At 73.2% G+C, this 19,528-nt stretch carries 16 protein-coding genes and 1 riboswitch; of the genes, 9 read left to right on the plus strand and 7 right to left on the minus strand.

Going from position 1 to position 19,528, the window contains the following annotated elements:
- Positions 1-86 precede the first annotated feature (86 nt).
- From glgP to CXH06_RS09615, 7 genes are all read left to right on the plus strand, one after another.
- Positions 87-2,651, plus strand: coding sequence for an alpha-glucan family phosphorylase (gene glgP, locus CXH06_RS09585; RefSeq protein ID WP_114855068.1), 2,565 nt, complete (start codon positions 87-89; stop codon positions 2,649-2,651).
- A gap of 38 nt (positions 2,652-2,689) precedes the next feature.
- The gene (locus CXH06_RS09590) at positions 2,690-4,012 is read left to right on the plus strand and encodes an extracellular solute-binding protein (protein ID WP_232820293.1); all 1,323 of its coding nucleotides are present in this window, start codon (positions 2,690-2,692) and stop codon (positions 4,010-4,012) included.
- A 26-nt stretch (positions 4,013-4,038) separates the two neighbouring features.
- A riboswitch (TPP riboswitch) is annotated at positions 4,039-4,132 on the plus strand.
- Entirely contained in the window at positions 4,124-4,996 is an 873-nt protein-coding gene (gene thiD, locus CXH06_RS09595; protein WP_232820294.1) for a bifunctional hydroxymethylpyrimidine kinase/phosphomethylpyrimidine kinase, read from the plus strand. Its footprint overlaps the riboswitch before it by 9 nt.
- Positions 4,993-6,366 (plus strand): MFS transporter, encoded by a 1,374-nt coding sequence (locus tag CXH06_RS09600; protein WP_198684054.1) that lies wholly within the window; start codon positions 4,993-4,995, stop codon positions 6,364-6,366. Before thiD ends, CXH06_RS09600 begins: the two co-directional genes overlap by 4 nt.
- Positions 6,363-7,145, plus strand: a complete 783-nt coding sequence (thiM, locus tag CXH06_RS09605; RefSeq protein WP_114854961.1) for a hydroxyethylthiazole kinase — start codon at positions 6,363-6,365, stop codon at positions 7,143-7,145. The genes CXH06_RS09600 and thiM overlap by 4 nt, the downstream gene beginning before the upstream one ends.
- Positions 7,142-7,789, plus strand: a complete 648-nt coding sequence (locus CXH06_RS09610; protein WP_114854962.1) for a thiamine phosphate synthase — start codon at positions 7,142-7,144, stop codon at positions 7,787-7,789. Before thiM ends, CXH06_RS09610 begins: the two co-directional genes overlap by 4 nt.
- 31 nt (positions 7,790-7,820) lie before the next feature.
- Positions 7,821-8,162 (plus strand): TfoX/Sxy family protein, encoded by a 342-nt coding sequence (locus tag CXH06_RS09615; RefSeq protein ID WP_114854963.1) that lies wholly within the window; start codon positions 7,821-7,823, stop codon positions 8,160-8,162.
- A gap of 6 nt (positions 8,163-8,168) precedes the next feature.
- Here the strand turns inward: CXH06_RS09615 and CXH06_RS09620 are convergent, their stop codons facing one another.
- Positions 8,169-9,092, minus strand: a complete 924-nt coding sequence (locus CXH06_RS09620) for an acyl-CoA thioesterase II (protein ID WP_114854964.1) — start codon at positions 9,090-9,092, stop codon at positions 8,169-8,171.
- Between the two features lie 42 nt (positions 9,093-9,134).
- Between CXH06_RS09620 and CXH06_RS09625 the strand changes: the two genes are divergently transcribed.
- Positions 9,135-9,620 carry a thioesterase family protein gene (locus CXH06_RS09625; protein ID WP_157975688.1) on the plus strand — a complete coding sequence of 162 codons (486 nt, stop codon included), beginning with the start codon at positions 9,135-9,137 and terminating at the stop codon, positions 9,618-9,620.
- Positions 9,621-9,644: 24 nt separating this feature from the next.
- On the opposite strand, the gene CXH06_RS09630 is transcribed toward CXH06_RS09625, so the two are convergent.
- The 3 genes from CXH06_RS09630 to pepN all read right to left on the minus strand — a co-directional run bounded on the left by CXH06_RS09630 (position 9,645) and on the right by pepN (position 13,740).
- Positions 9,645-10,100: a globin gene (locus tag CXH06_RS09630; protein WP_114854966.1), complete on the minus strand. Its 456-nt coding sequence runs from the start codon at positions 10,098-10,100 to the stop codon at positions 9,645-9,647.
- A gap of 34 nt (positions 10,101-10,134) precedes the next feature.
- Positions 10,135-11,085: a mechanosensitive ion channel family protein gene (locus CXH06_RS09635; protein WP_114854967.1), complete on the minus strand. Its 951-nt coding sequence runs from the start codon at positions 11,083-11,085 to the stop codon at positions 10,135-10,137.
- Positions 11,086-11,187: 102 nt separating this feature from the next.
- Positions 11,188-13,740, minus strand: a complete 2,553-nt coding sequence (gene pepN, locus CXH06_RS09640; protein ID WP_114855072.1) for an aminopeptidase N — start codon at positions 13,738-13,740, stop codon at positions 11,188-11,190.
- A gap of 229 nt (positions 13,741-13,969) precedes the next feature.
- Here pepN and CXH06_RS09645 point away from each other — a divergent pair, with 229 nt between their 5' ends.
- The gene (locus CXH06_RS09645) at positions 13,970-15,745 is read left to right on the plus strand and encodes an ABC transporter ATP-binding protein/permease (protein WP_114854968.1); all 1,776 of its coding nucleotides are present in this window, start codon (positions 13,970-13,972) and stop codon (positions 15,743-15,745) included.
- On the opposite strand, the gene CXH06_RS09650 is transcribed toward CXH06_RS09645, so the two are convergent.
- The 3 genes from CXH06_RS09650 to CXH06_RS09660 all read right to left on the minus strand — a co-directional run bounded on the left by CXH06_RS09650 (position 15,732) and on the right by CXH06_RS09660 (position 19,511).
- Complete coding sequence (locus CXH06_RS09650) at positions 15,732-16,385, minus strand: DUF402 domain-containing protein (RefSeq protein WP_157975689.1); 654 nt, start codon at positions 16,383-16,385, stop codon at positions 15,732-15,734. The two genes, CXH06_RS09645 and CXH06_RS09650, sit on opposite strands and share 14 nt — an antisense overlap.
- 156 nt (positions 16,386-16,541) lie before the next feature.
- A complete protein-coding gene (locus tag CXH06_RS09655) occupies positions 16,542-17,630 on the minus strand; it encodes an acyl-CoA desaturase (RefSeq protein WP_114854970.1) in 1,089 nt (362 codons plus the stop codon).
- 63 nt (positions 17,631-17,693) lie between these two features.
- Positions 17,694-19,511 (minus strand): histidine kinase, encoded by a 1,818-nt coding sequence (locus CXH06_RS09660; protein WP_114854971.1) that lies wholly within the window; start codon positions 19,509-19,511, stop codon positions 17,694-17,696.
- Between the last annotated feature and the right edge of the window lie 17 nt (positions 19,512-19,528).

Raw genomic sequence — 19,528 nt, forward strand, 5'->3', positions numbered from 1 at the left:
CCCTCACCGGGGACCGGGGCCGGGGCGTCGCCGTTCGTTCGCATGCCGGTCCCGTGACCGTCATGACCGGCCGGTACCGTGAGCCCATGAAGCCCACCGCCACGCTCCTGGTGTCCTCCGAGCTGCCACCCGCCCTCGAGCCCCTGCGCGACCTCGCCCTGAACCTGCGCTGGACCTGGCGGCGTCAGACCGTCGATCTGTTCCGTGCCCTGGATCCGCGCGCCTTCGCCGCGAGCGGGGAGAACCCGATCGCGATGCTCTCCCAGGTGCCCTCCGGCCGGCTCGCCGAGGCGGCGCGCGACGAGACCTTCCTGGCGCAGATGCGCTCGGAGGTCGGCAACCTGCGCACCTACCTCGAGTCCGGGCGCTGGTTCCAGCGCACCGTCCCGGCCGCCGCACAGGAGGAGGGCGGCCCGGCGGTCGCCTACTTCTCCATGGAGTTCGGCATCACGCCCACGCTGCCGATCTACTCCGGCGGGCTGGGGATCCTGGCCGGCGATCACCTGAAGTCCGCCTCCGACCTCGGCGTGCCGATGGTGGCCGTCGGCCTGCTGTACCAGTGGGGCTACTTCTCCCAGTCGCTGGATCGTGACGGCTGGCAGCAGGAGAACTACCGGCACAACGATCCCGCCCACCTCCCCGTCGAGCCCGTCGAGGGGCCGGACGGCGGACGGCTGAGAGTCGCCGTGACCCTGCCGGGCGATCGCGAGGTCACCATCGGCGTGTGGCGGGCGCAGGTGGGCCGGATCCCCCTGCTGCTCCTGGACACCGATCTCGAGGGCAACGACGAGCAGGCCCGCCAGATCACCGACCGCCTCTACGGCGGGGACCACGAGCACCGCATCGTGCAGGAGATCGTGCTGGGCATCGGCGGCGTGAGGGCGGTCGAGGCCTTCGCCGCCGCCACCGGCACCCCGGCCCCCACGGTGTTCCATCTCAACGAGGGCCACGCCGGCTTCTCGGGACTGGAGCGGGTGGGGCGGCTGATGGCCGCCGGCGCCGGCTTCGCCGAGGCCGTCGCGGAGGTGCGCGCCGGCACCGTGTTCACCACCCACACCCCCGTCCCGGCCGGCATCGACCGCTTCGAGGCCGGTCAGCTGCGCGGCTATCTCGAGGCCGACGACGCCGGCATCTCACGGCTGATCCCCGCGCTGCCCGTCGAGCCGGCGCTCGCGCTCGGCATCGAGGAGGGTGGGGACGTCTTCAACATGGCCCACCTGGGCTTCCGCATCGCCCAGCGCTCCAACGGCGTCGCCGCCCTCCACGGCGCCGTCTCCCGCGCCATGTTCCAGGACCTCTACCCGGGCTTCGACGTGCCCGAGGTGCCGATCGGCGCCGTCACCAACGGCGTGCACCGCCGGACCTGGACCTCCGCCCCGATGGACGACCTGTTCACGAAGGCCATGGGCGAGGTCGACATCTCCTCCCTCAGCGACTGGAGCGCTCTGTCGACCCTCACCGATCACGAGCTCACCGAGGCCCGGGACGCGCTGCGCGCGGACCTGGTGACCATGGCGCGGGAGCACGTCCGGGCCTCGTGGCGGCGCCGCGGCGCCGTCGACGCGGAGCTCGCCTGGACCGACACCATCCTCGATCCCGGCGCTCTGACCATCGGCTTCGCCCGCCGGGTCTCGACCTACAAGCGCCTGACCCTGATGCTCCGCGACCCCGAGCGGCTGCGGCGGATCCTGCTGGATCCGGACCGTCCCGTGCAGATCGTGGTGGCCGGGAAGTCCCATCCGGCCGATCGGCCCGGCAAGGAGTTCCTCCAGCAGCTGGTGCGCTTCGCCGACGACCACGGGGTGCGTCACCGCATCGCCTTCCTGCCCGACTACGACATCCGCATGGCCTCGGTGCTGATCGCCGGCGCGGATGTGTGGCTGAACAATCCGATCCGCCCCGAGGAGGCGTCGGGCACCTCCGGGATGAAGGCCGTCCTCAACGGCGGCCTCACCCTGTCGATCTCCGACGGCTGGTGGGACGAGATGAAGGACGAGACAGCGGGCTGGACGATCCCCACCGCCGAGGTCTCCGACCCCTCCGAGCGCGATCGCATCGAGGCCGAGGCCCTCTACGAGATCCTCGAGCAGTCCGTGATCCCACGCTTCTACGAGCGCGACGCGCGCGGGATGCAACGCGCCTGGATGACGACGGTGCGCTCCTCGCTGGTCACGATCGCCCCGCGGATCACCGCCGCCCGCATGGTCCGCGACTACGCCACCGAGCTCTACCTCCCGGCCGCGCGCGCCGCCTCCGCCTTCGCCGCGGACCCGTCCCTGGCCGGGGAGTTCACGCGGTGGACGGAAGGGGTGCGGGCGGCCTGGCCGGAGGTCGCGGTGACCGAGGTGCGCCTCGAGGGCGCCGAGGGCGGCGCCGTCACCACCGGCACCGAGATCACCCTCACGGCCGCCGTCGAGCTGGGCCCGCTGCACGACCGGGACGTGCTGATCGAGGCGGTGCTGGGCCCGATCGGTGACAATGGTGAGATCATCGATGCTCAGCTGATCCCGCTGCAGCGTGAGGAGGACGGCCGCTGGGCCGCCCGCGTCGCGCTGGCCGCACCCGGCGAGGTGGGCTGCACCGTGCGGGTCACCCCGCAGCATCCGGTGCTGGCCTCCCGTGCCGAGCTCGGGCTGGTCGCCACCGCCTGAGACGCCCCGCAGCACCCCGCCCGAAAGGTCCCGACCCCGTGCCGACCCGCCGCCAGCTCCTGCTCTCCTCCGCCGCGCTGGGTCTGGCCGGGGCCGGGACCCTGGCCGGCTGCGGGGGCGATCAGCCCGTCGAGCTCGAGGAGGGCGAGACGCTGCGGATGCGGGTGTGGAGTGAGGCCGCGGCCACCGCCTACGAGGCCTCGCTGCGGGAGTTCACCGCGGACACCGGCCTCGAGGTGGACCTCGAGGTGCTGGGCTGGGACGCCTACTGGGAGCAGCTTCCGCTCGACGTCGCCGCCGAGTCCCTGCCCGACGTGCTGTGGATGAACACCGCGAACCTCGCCCAGGCCCATGCCAGCGGACAGCTGCTCGAGGTGGGCGAGATCGCCGGGGGCGACGCGGGGGCGTGGGAGGCGGCGGCCACCGATCTCTACCGCCTCGAGGACGGCCTGTGGGGTGTGCCCCAGATCTGGGAGCAGACGGTCCTGGTCTCCCACCGGGGACTGGTCGGCGCCGTCGACGGCGATCCGGAGGAGCTCCTCGCGGATCCGGGGGCCGGCAGCGACACGCTCCGTGACCTCGCCCGCGCGCTGACCGTCGACGACGAGGGCCGGCACCCCGGCGACGAGGGCTTCGATCCGGCCGGACGGCTCGTCCACGGATTCAGCGCCCACCCGGACCGCACCGCGCTGCTGGGGCCGTTCATCGCCGGGCAGGGCGGGACCTGGCAGGACGAGGAGGGGGCCTTCACCTTCGGCTCCGCGCAGGGCATCGCCGCCGTGCAGTATCTCGCGGACATGGCCGCCGAGCACCTCGCCCCGTCGGGCGCCGCGACCGTCGGCGACCCGGACCTGTGTCTCGACCTCTTCGCAGGTGGGAAGCTGGGCCTCCTGCAGACCGGCACCTACGACCTCTCCGCGCTGGCCGAGGCCATCGACGGCGCCTTCGAGTGGACCCTGCATCCTCCGGTCGCCGGGCCCGAGGGCTCCCGGCCGCTGGTGCACGCGGTCGCCGCGGTCGGGATCGACCCCGGGGACGACGACCGCCGCGCCGCCGTCGGGGAGCTGCTGTCCTGGCTGGGCGGTGTCGAGGGACAGCGACCGCTGGCCGAGAACCGCCTGGGCATCCCGGGCCATCGGGATCTGCGGGGTGCCTGGGAAGGGAGCTGGTCCGAGGCCGGCGTCGACGTGAGCGTCCTCCGCCCCGCCCCCGAGGACGTCGCCCGGCCCGAGCTCGGCAACCGCTCGGCCGAGGGCACCGGCACCGCTCTGCCGATCATCGCGGAGGTCTTCACCGGCGACGCCACCGCCGAGGACGCCCTGCCGCGTGCCCAGGACGAGGCCAACGGGGTGCTGGGCTGACCGACCACGACCGGGCCCTATACTGGCTCGCGGACACGGGGTGCGCCGCAGGGCGCTGAGATCACACCCGTGGAACCTGATCTAGTTCGAACTAGCGAAGGGATGTCCGCTGTGGCGTCGCTGTACCCTGCCCCTCTTCCCCGCGTGCTGTCGATCGCCGGCACCGACCCGTCCGGAGGCGCCGGAGCCGCCGCGGACCTGAAGTCCATCGCCGCCGCCGGCGGCTACGGGATGAGCGCCGTGACGGCGCTGACCGCCCAGAACACCCTGGGCGTCCGCTCGATCCACGTGCCCCCGGCCGCGTTCCTCGCCGAGCAGCTGCACGCCGTGAGCGATGACGTGCGGATCGACGCCGTCAAGACCGGGATGCTCGCCACGGCCGAGCTCGTCGAGGTGCTCCGCGACTGGCTGGACGCGGTCCGCCCGCCGCTGCTGGTGGTGGACCCGGTGATGGTCGCGACCAGCGGCGACAGCCTGCTGGAGATCGACGCCGAACAGGCGATGGTGGCGCTGTGCGCCCGCGCCGACGTCATCACTCCGAACCTCCCCGAGCTCGCCCGCATCACCGGGGAGTCACCGGCCCGCGACGAGCAGGAGGCGGCCGCGCAGGCCGCGCGCTGGGCCGCGGCGACCGGCACCGCCGTCGTGGCGACCACCGGCCATCTCGACGCCGCCGAGGTGCCGAATCTCTGGGTCGAGCCCGACGGCACGGTGGTCCGGATCCCGCAGGCGCGCCTGGAGACGACCAGCACCCACGGCACCGGCTGCTCCCTCGCCTCCGCCCTGGCCACGCGGCTGGCCGCTGGTCAGACCCCCGCCGACGCGCTCGAGTGGGCCACCCGATGGCTGGGCGAGGCCATCGCCCACGGCGCGGAGCTGCAGGTGGGATCCGGTCACGGGCCCGTGGACCACTCCCACCGCTCCCGCCGCCTCGAGGCCGCCGGGGAGGCCGCCCTCGAGCTCGCCGCGGAGACGGCGCCGTGAGCGCCCCCGCGACCGCCGCGCCCTCCCTCGAGCGCCTGCCCGCGGCCGGGCGCGCCGCGCTGCGCTCGGGCGTGGTCGGGAACTGGATCGACAACATCCACGTCTTCCTGCCCCTGACGGCATTGGCCCCGGCGCTGCTGGTGCTCGCCGGGCCCGGCGCCGCCGTCTCGACCACCTCCCTGATCGTCCTCGCGATGCTGCTGGGCCGTCCGCTGGGCGGGATCATCTTCGGCCGGCTCTCCGACCGCCTGGGCCGCACCCGCACCACCCGGGTCGCGATCGCCGGCACGGCGCTGTGCGCGCTCGCGATCGCCCTGGTGCCCACCCACGAGGTGCTCGGCGCGGGGACCATCGGGGCGATCCTGGTCCTGCGCTTCCTCGGCGGGATCTTCGTGGCGGGGGAGTACTCGGCGGCGATCCCACTGGCCATGGAGTGGTCACGGCCGCGCCGTCGCGGCCTCATGAGCGGGCTGATCCTCTCGATGGCGCCCTGGGCGCAGGCGAGCATCGCCTTCTCGGTCGCGGCGCTGCTGGTGGTCCTGGGCCCGGACGCGTACGCGGCCTGGGGCTGGCGGCTGCTCTTCGTGCTCGGTGCGCTCGCCTCGCTGGGGATGCTCGTCTACTACTCCCGACGCGTCACCGACGCCCCGCTGGTCACGCGGCGCACCGCCACGGCCCGGCACCGTCCGCGCACGGGTCTGCGGGACATGCTCGGCGGGCCGTGGGCCTCCGCCTTCTGGCAGGTCTTCGTCCTCATGTCCGGGCTGTGGCTGCTGACCAACGCGACCGTCATGGTGCTGACGTCCTCTCTCGCGAGCGACGCGGGTCTGCCCGCGACCTCGGTCTCGCTCGTGATCGGCGTCGCGGCGGTGGGGCAGGCGCTGGTGATGGCGCTCGCCGGTCACCTCTCGACCCTCACCGGCCGGCGGCGGCTGTTCCTGCTCTGGGGCGCGACCGCCGCGCTGCTGGGCCCGGTGACCTGGTACCTCGCGGTCACCGCGCCGAGCGTGGGCCGTGCGATGCTGTGCGCGACCGCGCTCCAGATCCTCACCGTCTCCGCCTACGGCCCGGTCTCCGCCTATCTCTCCGAGCGCTTCCCCACGGAGGTCCGTTCGACCGGCTACGGCATGGGCTACAGCCTCTCCCTCGTCATCCCCGCTCTCTACCCCTTCTACCTGCCCGTGCTCGAAGGAGTTCTGGGCCGGTACGGCGCGGTGATGGCGCTGATCGGACTGGGCGGTGGGCTGATCATGCTGGGGGCGGCGCTCGGGCCGCGTCTGGGGCCGCGGGACATCGACGCCGATCTCGACACCGTCGCGGCCGGCGCCTCGGTCGATACCCGGCGTGCACTGGAGGAGGTCCGCCCATGACGACCACCGACCACCACGGGGAGCTCGCGGGCGTCGCGCACGTGCTGCGCGCCGTCCGTGAGCAGCAGCCGCTCGTGCACTGCCTCACCGCGACGGTCTCCATGGGCATCGTCGCCGACGGGCTGCTGGCGGCCGGTGCCCGGCCCATGATGACCGAGACCCTCCAGGAGGCCCCGACCCTGGACTCCGTCGCCGATGCGCTGCTGGTGAACCTCGGGACCCTCAGCACCGACGGCATGGAGGGGATCCCGGCGACGGTCGAGGTCGCCGTGCGTGAGGAGCGCCCCTGGGTGCTGGACCCGACGGCGATCGGCATCGCCCCCGTCCGCACCCCGCTGGCCCGGGACCTCCTCGCCGCGCGCCCCGCGGTGGTGCGCGGCAACGCCTCGGAGATCCTGGCCCTCGACGGGGACGGGACAGGGGGCCGCGGCGCCGACTCCCGAGCCCGACCCGAGGACGCCGAGCAGGCCGCGGCGCGGATCGCGGAGCGCACCGGCGGCGCGGTCGCGGTCTCCGGCGCGGTGGATCTGGTGCTCTCGGTCGGCCGACGCTCCCGCCTCGCGCGCGGCTCCGCGATGCTCACCCGTGTCACGGGGACCGGATGCCTGCTGGGGGCGCTGAGCGCCGCCTGCCGCGCCGTCGAGGACGACCCCCACACCGCTGCGCTCGCCGCGAGCCTCTGGATGGACCTGGCGGGTGAGGCCGCCGCCGCGCGCGCCGCGGGACCCGGATCCTTCCGCGTCCACCTGCTCGATGCCCTGGACGAGGTGGGACGATGAGCCCGGACCTGCGCTGCTACCTGGTCACCTCCGGCACCTCCCGGCGGACGGTCGAGGTCGCCGCCGCGGCCGCGGCGGGCGGCGCCGGCATGATCCAGGTCCGTGCGAAGGAGACCTCGACCGTCGAGCTGCTCGAGCTGGTCTGCGCGGTCGCGGACGCCGTCCACGCCGCGCGGCCCGCCGCGCGGGTGGTGGTCGACGACCGGGCCGATGTGGCGTATGCGGCCCGCCGGCGGGGCGCCGAGGTCCACGGCGTGCACCTCGGACAGGACGACCTCCCCGTCGTCGAGGCGAGAGCGCTGCTGGGCCCGGAGGCGCTCATCGGGCTGACCACCGGGACTCCGGAGCTGGTGCGCGCCGCCGAGGAGCAGCGGGAGCTGCTGGACTACGTGGGCGCCGGTCCCTTCCGACCCACCCCCACCAAGGACTCCGGCCGCGCGCCGCTGGGCGTGGACGGGTACGGGGAGCTGGTCGCGGCCACGCAGCTGCAGATTGTCGCCATCGGCGGCATCACAGTGGCGGACGTCCCGGCGCTCGCACGGACCGGCGTCGCAGGGGTCGCCCTGGTGCGGGAGATCATGGACGCACCGCAGCCCGCGGAGGCGGCGGCGCAGGTGCTCGCCGCCTTCCCCGGGAGGTCTTGACCCGTTCTCGCGGCGGGAGGAGGGTGTCGCCATGACCCGTGCACCCCACCCGCTGCAGGACGAGCTGCTGGACCGGATCCTCGACGCCCTCCCGCCGGGCACGGACGTGCGCGTGGTGGCGATGTTCGGCGGCCGCGCCGTCATGCTCGAGGACGCGATGCTGGTCTCCGCCGGGAAGGACGGCTCCCTCCTGGTGCGCTGCGATCCCGCACGGCACGCCGAGCTGCTGACCCGGCCCGGCGCCCGTCAGGCCGTGATGGGGCGGGACCGGTCGATGGGGGAGGGCTGGCTCGAGGTCGACGCCGGATCCCTCGAGGCGGACACCGCGCTCACGAGCTGGCTCGAGGTCGCGCTCGCGTTCCACGACCGCTGACCCTGCTCAGCCCGCGGCGGGCTTCACGCGGATCATGCCCTCCTGGGTCACGGTCGCCACGAGGTTCCCGGCGCGGTCGAACATCTGGCCGTGGGTGAGGCCGCGGCCGCCGGATGCCGAAGGGGAGCGCTGCACGTACAGCAGCCACTCGTTGGCATCGACGTGCTGGTGCCACCAGATCGCGTGGTTGATCGTCGCCATCCGCAGGCCGGGGGTGATCCAGCTCAGTCCCTGCCGGCGCAGGATCGGTTCGAAGGGCGTGTAGTCGCTGGCGAAGGCGAGGATCGCGTCATGGGCGAGGGGCTCCGCCTGGATCGGAGCGAGGGCGCGCATCCAGACCATCTGCGACTCGCCGCCGGCGGCGTCGGGCTGCAGGTAGATCGGATCAGTGACGTGGCGGATGTCGATCGGCCGCTGCGTGGCCCAGTAGCGGGCCACGGGATGGTCGATGCCCGCGAGCGCCTGCGCGGTGGTGGGCAGCCCCTCGGGATCGGGAGCCTCGGGCGCGCGCTCCTGGTGCTCGAGCCCCTCCTGCTCCTCCTGGAAGGACGCCGTCATCGCGAGGATCGTCCGTTCCCCGCCCTCCTCACGGTCGTCGGGCTGGATCGCCAGCACCCGCCGCACCGAGAAGGAGCCGCCGTCGCGCAGGGCGTCGACCTGGAAGCGGATGGGGTGGTGGGGATCGCCGGGGGCGAGGAAGTAGGAGTACATGGAGTGGATGCGCCGCCCCGGAGGCACCGTGCGGCCGACGGCGGTGACCGCCTGCCCCATCACCTGGCCTCCGAACACGTGCCCGCCCGGCTGCGGGGAGGAGTCGCCCTCGTAGGCGGCGACGGCGGGGGCGTCCCCGACGGGCTCGATCTCGCGCAGATCCAGCAGATCCACGAGAGCTGCCGCGATCGCGGAGGGGTCGGTGCTCGGAGTGCTCATGGGGAAGATCGTACTGGTCATCGGCGTCCTACGATGGACTCCATGGCTGACCCTCTCGACATCGACGTCCCCGTGCGCTGGACCGATCTGGACGCCTACGGGCACGTGAACAACGCGGCGATGGTGCGCCTGCTCGAGGAGGCCCGCATCGCGGCCTTCTGGCAGCCGCCGCCGGAGCAGATCGCCCTCGGCGCCCCGCCGCCTCCCGCGGCGCTGCCGGTCGGCGGTGCCGGGGCGGCGGTGAGCACCGTCATCGCCTCCCAGCGCATCGAGTACGCCCGCTCCCTGGAGCACCGCTTCGACGGGGTGGTGGTGCGGCTGTGGCTCTCCCGGATCGGCGGGGCGAGCCTGAGCGTGGACTACCTCGTGCTCACGCGCGACGACCCGGCCGGGGAGGCCCCCTATGCGAGCGCTCGCACCGTGGTGGTGCTGGTCGATGCGGAGACCGGCGCCCCGGTGCGCCTGCCGGCCGCGAGCCGGGAGCAGCTGGAGCAGCTGCGCGGCGAGCCGCTCAGCTTCCGGGACTGAGGTCCGCGCCCTGTCGGACTCCGCTCAGTCCAGGTGACCCGGCACGCTGCGGCCGGCCGCCGGGGCCTCGCCGCCGTCGACGGTGTTGACCAGCGAGTGCGCGGCCCGCTCGAGGTAGTCCCAGAGGGTCTCCTCGTGCAGCGGTGCCAGCTCGAGGCTCGTCACGGCCTCTCGCATGTGTCGCAGCCATGCGTCCCGCGCGGCGGGGGAGACGGGGAAGACGGCGTGGCGGATCCGCAGCCGGGGGTGACCGCGCTCCGCGCCGTAGGTCTTGGGGCCGCCCCAGTACTGCTCGAGGAAGCTGCACAGGCGGTGCTTGGCGCCCGTGAGGTCCTCCTCGGGGTACATCGGGCGCAGCAGCGGATCCTCGGCGACCCCGGCGTAGAAGCGGTCCACGAGCGCCGCGAAGGTCTCGTGGCCGCCGACGGCCTCGTAGAAGCTCTGCTGCGCGGCGGCGGGCGACGGGGTGGGGGTGCTCATGGGGAGTGCTCTCCGGGGGTCGGTCACGGGATGGTCACTGCGGGGTGGTCTCGACGAAGCGCGGCAGCGCGAAGTCGATGTCGGCCCGGCGGAAGGAGTCCCGGATCCGGGAGCGCAGCTCCCGCTCCACGGTCCACTGGTCGCCGGGATCGGTGCGGATCACCACCCGGCGCTGGTACCGGTTGCCGTCCACGTTCAGCATGCCGGTGATCTCGGCCGGGGAGTGGATGAGGTCGCCGAAGTCCGGGTCGTCGTGCAGCTCGGCGGTGACCTGCTCCAGGACGCGGGTGACCGCGTCGTCGTCGGCCTCGGAGTCGATGTCCAGGAGGACCACGGCGTTGGAGTAGTCGCGGGCGTAGTTGCCCACCCGGACGATCTCGCCGTTGCGGACCGTCCAGAGCACCCCGTCGATGCCGCGCACCTGCGTGACGCGCAGATTGATCGACTCCACCGTGCCCTCGGCGAACTCGAGGTCCACCCAGTCGCCCACGGCGAGGACGTCCTCGAAGAGCATGACGATCCCGGCCACGACGTCCTTGATGACCGTCTGGGCGCCGATGCCGGCGGCCAGGCCGATCACGCCCAGGGAGGCGATCACCGGGGCGATGTTCACCCCGATCTCGGAGAGCACCATCATCAGGGCGATCGCCCAGATCACGGTGTGCACCACGTTGCGCGAGACGTTGGACAGCGTCTCCGCACGCTGCGCCCGCCGGGCGTCCGCGGCCCGGGCCGATTTCGGATCGCGTTTGACGACCGCGCCCGCGACGCTCGACAGCTTCGCGCTCGAATCCGCCATGGTGCGGAAGAACCGACGCAGCACCCAGGCCACGGCGAGACCCGTGAGGCTCGCGGTGACCAGGATGATGATGATCTTCACCCCGCTGGTCAGCGCCCAGCGGAGCAGGGAGTCCATGACGGACAGCGCCTCGGCGGTGGTGGGATCGGCGAGCAGCGGTCCGTTCTCGAGGGGGAGCACAGGCATGCTCCGACCCTAGCGCGGGCCCCGGCGCGCCGTCTGCGGGCGGGCGGCGCGAGGATGGTCATCGCGGTGACACTCCTCGCGCCGCCGACGCTCAGCGGAGCCTCAGGGGATGTCCGCCTCGCGGACCCGCTCCTGCCGCGCCACGGTGTCGCGGCCCTCGATGATGATGCGGCGCAGGCCGAAGGGAGCCTCCTCGGCGTCGGCCAGCCACTGGTCGGCGGCGTCGATCACGCCCTGGCCGCCGTAGGAGTGCGGGAAGTAGCCGGCCACCAGGCGCGTGGCGATCTCGGTGGAGCGCTCCTCCCACACCTGCGAGATCACCGAGAAGTACCGCTGGCGGTACGGGGCCAGGAGCGTCTCGTCGACCACGCGGCGGAAGCCCAGGATCACGGCGGTGACGGACTCGTTGGCCAGCGTGTCCTTCTCGATCGTGCGCCGCCACGCCTTGGCCTTGGAGGCCTCCGTGGGCAGGGCCGCGCGCGCGGTCAGGGCGCTCTTGCGGCCCGACTGGGTGTCGTCGGCCGCGAGCTGCTCGTCGATCCCCGCCGCGTCGATCCCGCCGAGCACCGCCAGGGAGATCACGAGCTTCCAGCGCAGGTCGGTGTCGATCTCGCGGCCGGGCAGGGTGATGCTGCCGCCCAGCAGCCCCTCGAGGGTATGACGGTGCTCCGGGGTGCGGGCCAGCCGCGCGAAGGTCTCGAGGTACTGCAGCTGCTGGTCGGATCCCCCCGCGGCCTCGGTCGCGAGCACCCAGACCGCGCTCGCGGCGTCCTCGGTGCGCTGCGCGCGCTGCTCCGGGGCAGCGTACGGCCCGGCGACGGTCTCGAGCTGCTGCAGCAGGGTGCGGATCACGGAGGAGGACTCGACGGTGAGGTGGGCGAGCACCAGCTGCTGATAGCGGCGGCTGGGCAGCTCGCCGTCGCGCACCATGTCCCAGGCCGCGGACCACAGCAGGGTGCGGGCCAGCGAGTCGTCGAGCGTGCTGAGGTGCTCGACGGCGACAGCGAGGGAGGCATCGTCGAGGCGGACCTTGGCATAGGCGAGATCGCCGTCGTTGACCAGCCAGAGGTCGGCCCGGCGGCCGGAGAGCTCGGGCACCTCGGTGAGCTCCCCGTCGACGTCGAGCTCGACGGACTCGGTGCGCACCAGGGCGCCGTCCTGCAGGCGGAAGCCGCCCACCCGCAACCGGTGCGGGCGCAGGGTGGGGTGCTCCTCGGGGGCGGCCTGCGCGATCGCGAAGCGGGTCACGGTGCCGTCGGCGCCGCGCTCGATGACGGGACGCAGCGTGTTCACGCCGGAGGTCTGCAGCCACGTCCGCGCCCAGCTGCTCAGATCGCGGCCGCTGGTGGCCTCGAGCTCGACGAGCAGGTCGGCGAGCTCCGTGTTCCCCCAGGCGTGCTTGGCGAAGTAGGAGCGCACCCCGGCGAAGAACTCCTCACGGCCCACGTAGGCCACCAGCTGGCGCAGCACCGAGGCGCCCTTGGCGTAGGTGATCCCGTCGAAGTTGGTCTCGACCGCCTCGAGATCGACCATGTCCGCCACGATCGGGTGGGTCGAGGGCAGCTGATCCTGCTGGTAGGCCCAGCCCTTCTCGGAGAGGGCGAAGGTGGTCCAGGACTCCGTCCAGCGGGTGCGCTCGGCGCTGGCGAGGGTGGAGGCGTACTCGGCGAAGGACTCGTTCAGCCACAGATCGTCCCACCAGCGCATGGTGACCAGATCGCCGAACCACATGTGGGCCAGCTCGTGGAGGATCGTGAGGTCTCGACGCTCGCGGATCGCGTCGGAGACCTCGGAGCGGAAGACGTAGGACTCCACGTAGGTGACCGCGCCGGGGTTCTCCATCGCGCCCATGTTGTACTCCGGCACGAACACCTGGTCGTACTTGCGGAAGGGGAAGTCCTGGTCGAAGGACTCCTCGTAGAAGGCGATGCCCGTCGCGGTGACGTCGATGATGTCCTGGGCGTCGAGGTGCTCGGCGAGCGAGGCGCGGGCGAAGACTCCCATGGGGACGGTGCGGCCGTCGCGGGTGGTGACCTCCCCGGTCCCGCCCTGGTAGTTGCCGGCGATGAGCGCGACGAGATACGTGGAGATCCGCTCGGTGGGCTCGAAGGCCCAGGTCGCGACGTCGCCGCGGTGCTCGAGCGGGATCGGCGCCGGGGTGGGGGCGTTGGAGATGACCCGCCAGTGGTCCGGGGCGGTGACGGTGAGGCGGAAGGTGGCCTTGAGGTCCGGCTGCTCGAAGCAGGCGAACATGCGGCGGGCGTCGGAGACCTCGAACTGCGTGTAGAGGTAGACCTCGTCATCGACCGGATCCACGAAGCGGTGCAGGCCCTCGCCGGTGTTCATGTACCGGCCCTCGGCGACGATCCGCACCACGTTCTCGCCCTCGAGGAGCTCGGGCAGCTGCACGCGGGCGCCGTCGAAGTGCGAGGAGGGCTCGGGCAGGAGCTCGCCGTTCAGCTCGATCTCGGAGACCGAGCGGGCGATGAGGTCGACGAAGGTCCCCTGCGCGGCGGTCGAGGTGAAGCGGATGGTGGTCTCGGTCGCGAAGGTCTCCTCGCCCGTGGTGAGGTCCAGGCGGATGTCATAGGAGTCGGTGGAGAGGAACGAGGCGCGTCGGCGGGCCTCGTCACGGGTGAGGTTCTCTGATGCCATGCGGGCCATCTTGCCACCGTCCGGCGGCAGGACCGCGGCAACGGCCGCCGTTGCCGGACAACCGGACAGAAACTGCCCGGTGCGAGAGGTGATCGGCGACGCGAGGTGACCTGCAGATCTCGCCCGGGGAGGCCGCGCCCGTGCACGGGCGGGCCCGTCTCCCGCATCGGCGGCGCGGGCGGTGCGGAAAGGCGGCGACAGCGCCCGGGCTCCTCGGTAGGGTCGCGGCATGCCCGCCCGGAACCGCCACGACGCCCCGCGTCGTGCCGTCGGTCTGCGCCGGGTCCTCGCCGGGGTGTGGTGGTCGCTCGAGCTGGCGGTGCGGCGCGCGCCGGCATGGTTCCTGCTGACCGTGGCCACCTCGGTGGTCCTCGCCCTCGTGCCCGCCGCGCAGGTGCGGGCGGTCGCGCAGCTCGTGACGGCCTCGGAGCAGGACGGGCTGCGAGCGGCCGTGCTCCCCCTGCTGGCGCTGACCCTGCTGGTGGGCCTCGGGCAGCTCGCCGCGAGCGCCGAGAACCTCATCGGCCAGCGCATCTCCCTGCGCCTCATGCTCGGTCTCAACGCGCGCCTGGCACGGATCGCGGCGTCCCTCCCTCCCGGGCGGCTGAAGGACCCGCAGGTCCACGCTCTGCTCGACGGGACGCGCAGCAGCACCTTCGCCCTCTCCCGCAGCCCCGGCTCCGTGATCTCCGCGCTCTCCTCCCTGCTGGCGGCCCTCGCTCTCGGCGCGGCGATCTGGCCCTTCTCCCCGCTGGCGGCCGGGCTCGTGGTGCTGGCGCTGATCCCGAGCCTGGTGAACTACGCGTGGTCGGCAGGGATCCAGGACGCGCGCTTCGAGGAGGCCGCCGCGCACGGCGTCCGGTTCCGGTACCTGCTCGACCAGCTCGTCGACGCCCGCACCGGCACCGAGCTGGCGACCCTCGGCACCGGCCCCGCGCTCGCCGCCGCTGCGGAGGAGGCGCACTCCCGGATGTCCCGCATCCAGGATCGTCTGTACTCCCTGCTGCTGCGCGGGGATCTGATCGGGGGACTGATCACCTCGGTGCTGCTCGGCGCCGCCCTGATCGCGGTGCTCGCCGAGGGCGGGGGTGCGGCCGGTGTCAGCGCGGGCGTCCTGGGCGTGGTCGCCGGGCTCCAGGCCACCCGCGGAGCCGGCTTCGCCGTCGGCGACGTGATCTCGGCCGGCCCGCTGATCGCTCGCTTCCGGGAGGTGGCGGAGCTGGCGGAGGAGGTCGCTCCGCAGGAGATCGTCCGCACCGCGGAACGGCTGGAGGTGATCGGGGGGAGCGTCACCTACCCCGGCTCCGCGCGCCCCGCGCTCCGGCACGCCTCGGTGCAGGTCCGGGCCGACGAGATGATCGCCCTGGTGGGCGTCAACGGCGCCGGGAAGACCACCCTGGTCGATGCCATGCTGGGCATCGTCGCCCTCGACGAGGGACGGATCGAGATCGACGGGGTGGACGCGAGCACCCTGACCTTCGCTCAGCGCTTCGCGCACTTCGGCCTGGTCACCCAGGAGTTCGGCCGCTACGAGCTGAGCGTGCGGGACGCGGTCGCGCTGGGCACGCCGCGCACCGACGTGCGCGATGCGGAGATCTGGGCGGCGCTCGCCGCCGCGCGGGCCGAGTCCCTGGTGCACTCCTTCCCCGACGGGCTGGACACGATGCTCGGCCCGCAGTTCGGGGGCGTCGGCCTCTCGGGCGGGCAGTGGCAGCGGATCGCGCTGGCGAGGATCCACCTGCGCGGCGCCGCCATCCGCGTGCTGGACGAGCCCACCTCCGCGATCGACGCGGAGGCGGAGCAGGAGGTCTTCGCCCACCTGCGGGAGACGGCCGCCGGGCAGCTGACGATCATCGTCTCCCACCGCGCGTGGACGCTGCGGGGGATGGACCGCATCTACGTCCTGGACCGGGGAGAGATCCTCGAGAGCGGCAGCTTCGAGGAGCTGCGGGCCCCGGGGACCCGGTTCAGCGCGCTGTTCGCGCAGCAGCTCAGCGGCGGGTGAGGTCCAGGTCCCAGGTGTAGTGCTCGGGGAGGCGGGGCAGCGGCCAGGTGGGGTCCGGGAAGAAGTACTCGTAGCCGGCGGAGAAGGGGTAGGCCCAGTCTGCGATGTGCGCCTCCGCCTCGCGCCCGGCCGCACGGATCATCTCGACCTCCTCGGCGCTGAAGTAGCCGGTGCGCTCGGCCCCCTCGAGCTCGTCCTCGTCCTTGTAGTGCCAGTCGCGGCGCGGCAGCACCACCAGGTCCAGCACCAGATCCCGCGTGCGCAGGCCCTCCTCGGTGCGCTCGTAGGGCGTCTCGAGGTTCACGTAGTAGCAGCCCAGCGAGCCGTCGTCCTTGTAGAACAGCCAGATCGAGTAGGGCTTGTCCGGCAGGCCGATCATGAGGATCCCGTTGCCGGTCCACAGCTGCTTGGACTGCACCCGGGGGGCGGTGAACATGCCCTCGTCGCCCGCACGGCGCAGCGCCGCGCCGGAGGCGAGCACGGGCAGCAGCACCTCGGTGCCGGGGGCGATCCAGACCACCACCCCACGGTCGTCGTCCAGCACGACGGTGCCGGGGCGGACGGTGCGGGTGGGGTGCTGGTGGGTGTAGTAGGTCCAGGTCACCTGGTCGCCGGGCGACCAGAGCGGGGTCGAAGACATGGTGGTGATCCCGGCCGGGTCGGCCTCCACGAACGCCCCGTACCGACCGGCCACCGAGCCGGGGCTGCGCTGCCCGTGAAGGGGTAGGCGTATGGGGCGACCATACCGCCTCGCCCGGCGCACCGCGGGCGGCGCGCCGGGGCCCGTCCCCGGAGCTCAGACCGCCGGGGCGCCGCGCAGCTGGGAGGCCAGCGGGCACTCCATCGGGTCCGCGTGCCCCAGGCCCACGTCGTTGAGGTAGCGCACGATGATCCGGTAGGAGGCCGGCAGGGAGGTCTCGGTGTAGGTGATGCCGCGCTCGGCGCAGAACTCCTGCACGAGGGGGCGCACCTTGCGCAGGTGGCCGGAGGGCATCCGCGGGAACAGGTGATGCTCGATCTGGAGGTCGAGCCCGCCCATCGCCCAGTTCATGAGCCGCCCGCCGGAGATGTTGCGGCTGGTGAGCACCTGGCGGCGGAGGAAGTCGACCTCGTAGTCCTTCGGGATCAGCGCCATGCCCTTGTGGTTGGGGGCGAAGGAGCCGCCCATGTAGACGCCGAAGACGGCCAGCTGCACGGCGAGGAAGGCGGCGCCGAGGCCCGGGCCGAGCGTCGCGATGACCAGCACGGGGAAGCCGACGATGCGCACCAGCGCCAGGATCAGCTCGACCCAGCGGTGCTTCATCGTCGGGTTGCGCAGCACCGTGGAGATGGCCTCGTAGTGCAGCACGAAGGCGAACAGGGTCAGCAGCGGGAAGAAGGCGTAGCCCTGGCGGCGGGCCAGCCATCCCATGAAGCCGGTGCGCTCCTTCTCGTCGCCGGGCACGAACACGAGCACGCCGCCGGAGATGTCCCCGTCCTTGCCGATCGTGTTGGGGTGGGCATGGTGCCGGTTGTGCTTGCGGGTCCACCACGCCAGGCTCAGCCCCACCACGAGGTTGCCCAGGATCCGGGAGTACCACTGGTTGCGGCGCCCGCTGCTGAAGACCTGCTGGTGCGCGCCGTCGTGCGCGAGGAAGGCGGCCTGGGTGAACAGGATCCCGAACAGGGCCGCGACGGCGAGCTGCCACCAGGTCTGGCCCAGGGTGAGCAGCAGGACGAAGGCGCCGACGAGCGCGGCGCCCAGCAGGATCGTGCGCAGCACGTAGGTGGGGACGTCGCGGTCCATCAGCCCGGCGTCCTTCGCGCGCTGGGAGAGCTCGAAGTAGTCCCGGGTGTGGTCCGCGGCCCGGTAGTCGGCGGGGCGGGCCGGTGCAGTGGTCGTCATGCCGTGGACGCTAGGGCCGCGACGGCACCGGCCGCGTCACCCGGGGGAGCGAATCCCCACCCCCTACTGCGGTAGGGGGTCCGTGTGCGGGATCCTCGCGCTGACCAGGAAGCCGCCCTCGGCCGTGGGGCCGCTGTCCACGGTCCCGCCGAGCGCCGCGACCCGCTCCCGCGTGCCGGCCAGACCCAGCCCCGAGCCGGGGAGCGGCTCCTGGGCGGTCGCCGGCGCGGCGTTGGACACCTCGACCAGCAGCGTCCCGTCCTCGGCGGTGAGGCGCACGTCGATCGCCGCGCCGCGGGCATGGCGCAGGGCGTTGGCGAGCGCCTCCTGCACCACGCGATAGGCGGTCAGACCCACCGTCGGCGGCACCTCGACGGGGGCGATCTCGACGGTGATGGCGGCGCCGGAGGCGCGACTGGCCGCGACCAGCTCCTCGATGTCGGCGAGCTCCGGCATCGGCATCTCGTCGAGGGAGTCGTCGGTGCGCAGGACGGCCAGCAGGGACCGCATCTCGCCGAGGGCCTGCCGGGAGGAGGCGGCGATCTCCTCGAACTCGGCGGCCGCGCGGGCGTCCAGCCCGGGCAGGCGGAACGTCGCGGTCCCGGCCTGCACCGTGATGACGGACATCGAGTGGGCGACCACGTCGTGCAGCTCGCGGGCGATCCGGCTGCGCTCCTCGAGCTCGTAGCGGCGGCGGACCTCCTCGGCGCTGACGGTCTGCGCCTGCTCCACCTGGTCGCTCGCGATCAGCCACTGGCGCACCGTGAGCCCCAGCAGCACCGTCCCGCCGCTGATCGCGACCAGCACCACGCCGTTGGTGGTGACGTCGCGCAGGGTCTCCTCGGACAGCGTGCGCGGCTCGACGACCAGGAGGGCGATCCCGGTCAGGAGCGCCCCGCCGGACCAGGCGGAGACCGCCCAGTACCAGCGGTGCAGCACCGCCAGCACGGTCAGCGTGAGGCAGTGGGCGAGCAGCGCGGTCACCGGCCAGGGCCAGGGAGGACCGGCCGCCGCCGGTGAGGTCGCCAGGATCGACCCCGCTGCCGCCAGGACGCTCAGCGCCAGCCCCGCCCACGGCCAGCGCACCGCGAGCAGCGCCGCGGCCGCGATGGCGATCGAGGTCACCATCGCCACGGCCGGCGGGACGGCGTAGAGGGAGGCGGTGACCGGCCAGGCGACGACCACCAGCACGAAGGCGAGGAAGGCGACGGTCATCCGCACCCAGGCGTTCTCGGCCAGGCCCATCCCGGCGGCGACCGGGTCACCGCCCGGGCGCACGCGGTCACGGCGTCCGCCGGGGACCGCACCGCCCAGCAGCGGGGCGCTGACGATCGCGTCGAGCCGGGCCAGTGCATGGACCATCGCCGGCAGCGACAGGGCCATGACCAGGCCGATCACCAGGACCAGCGCCCACTGCCCGGGCAGGCGCGGGGCGTCCTGCGGTGGGAGGAACCGGCCCCACAGCCAGTAGGTGAGACCGCCCACGGCCACGGCCGCCCACAGCAGCGTGACAGCCGCGGTGACCAGGCGCACCGGCAGGGCGATGAGCGCCTCGAAGGCGAGGTCGAGCCAGCGGCGGGCATCGGTGACCAGGCGCAGCATCCCGGTGACGCCGTGGCCGCGGGGACGATAGCGCGGGACGTTCACCTCGAGCCCCCAGCGGCGCAGCCGGTCGCGGTCCCACCGGGCGAAGCCCGAGGCGAGGGTGAGGGACAGGGGGAGCAGGAGCACCCCGATCCAGAGGACCGCGAGCGCGCTCGAGAGCACGGCGAGGGGCAGCAGCACGAGCGCGGCGAGCAGCGTCAGAGCCAGACCCGACAGGACCAGGGCCAGGTCGTGGCGCAGCCGGCGCAGGCTGCGGCGGTCAGGCACCAGGACCATGGAGAATCCTCTCCGGC

Origin of the sequence: Brachybacterium sp. YJGR34 (assembly GCF_003347015.1) — a bacterium.
GTDB lineage: Bacteria > Actinomycetota > Actinomycetes > Actinomycetales > Dermabacteraceae > Brachybacterium.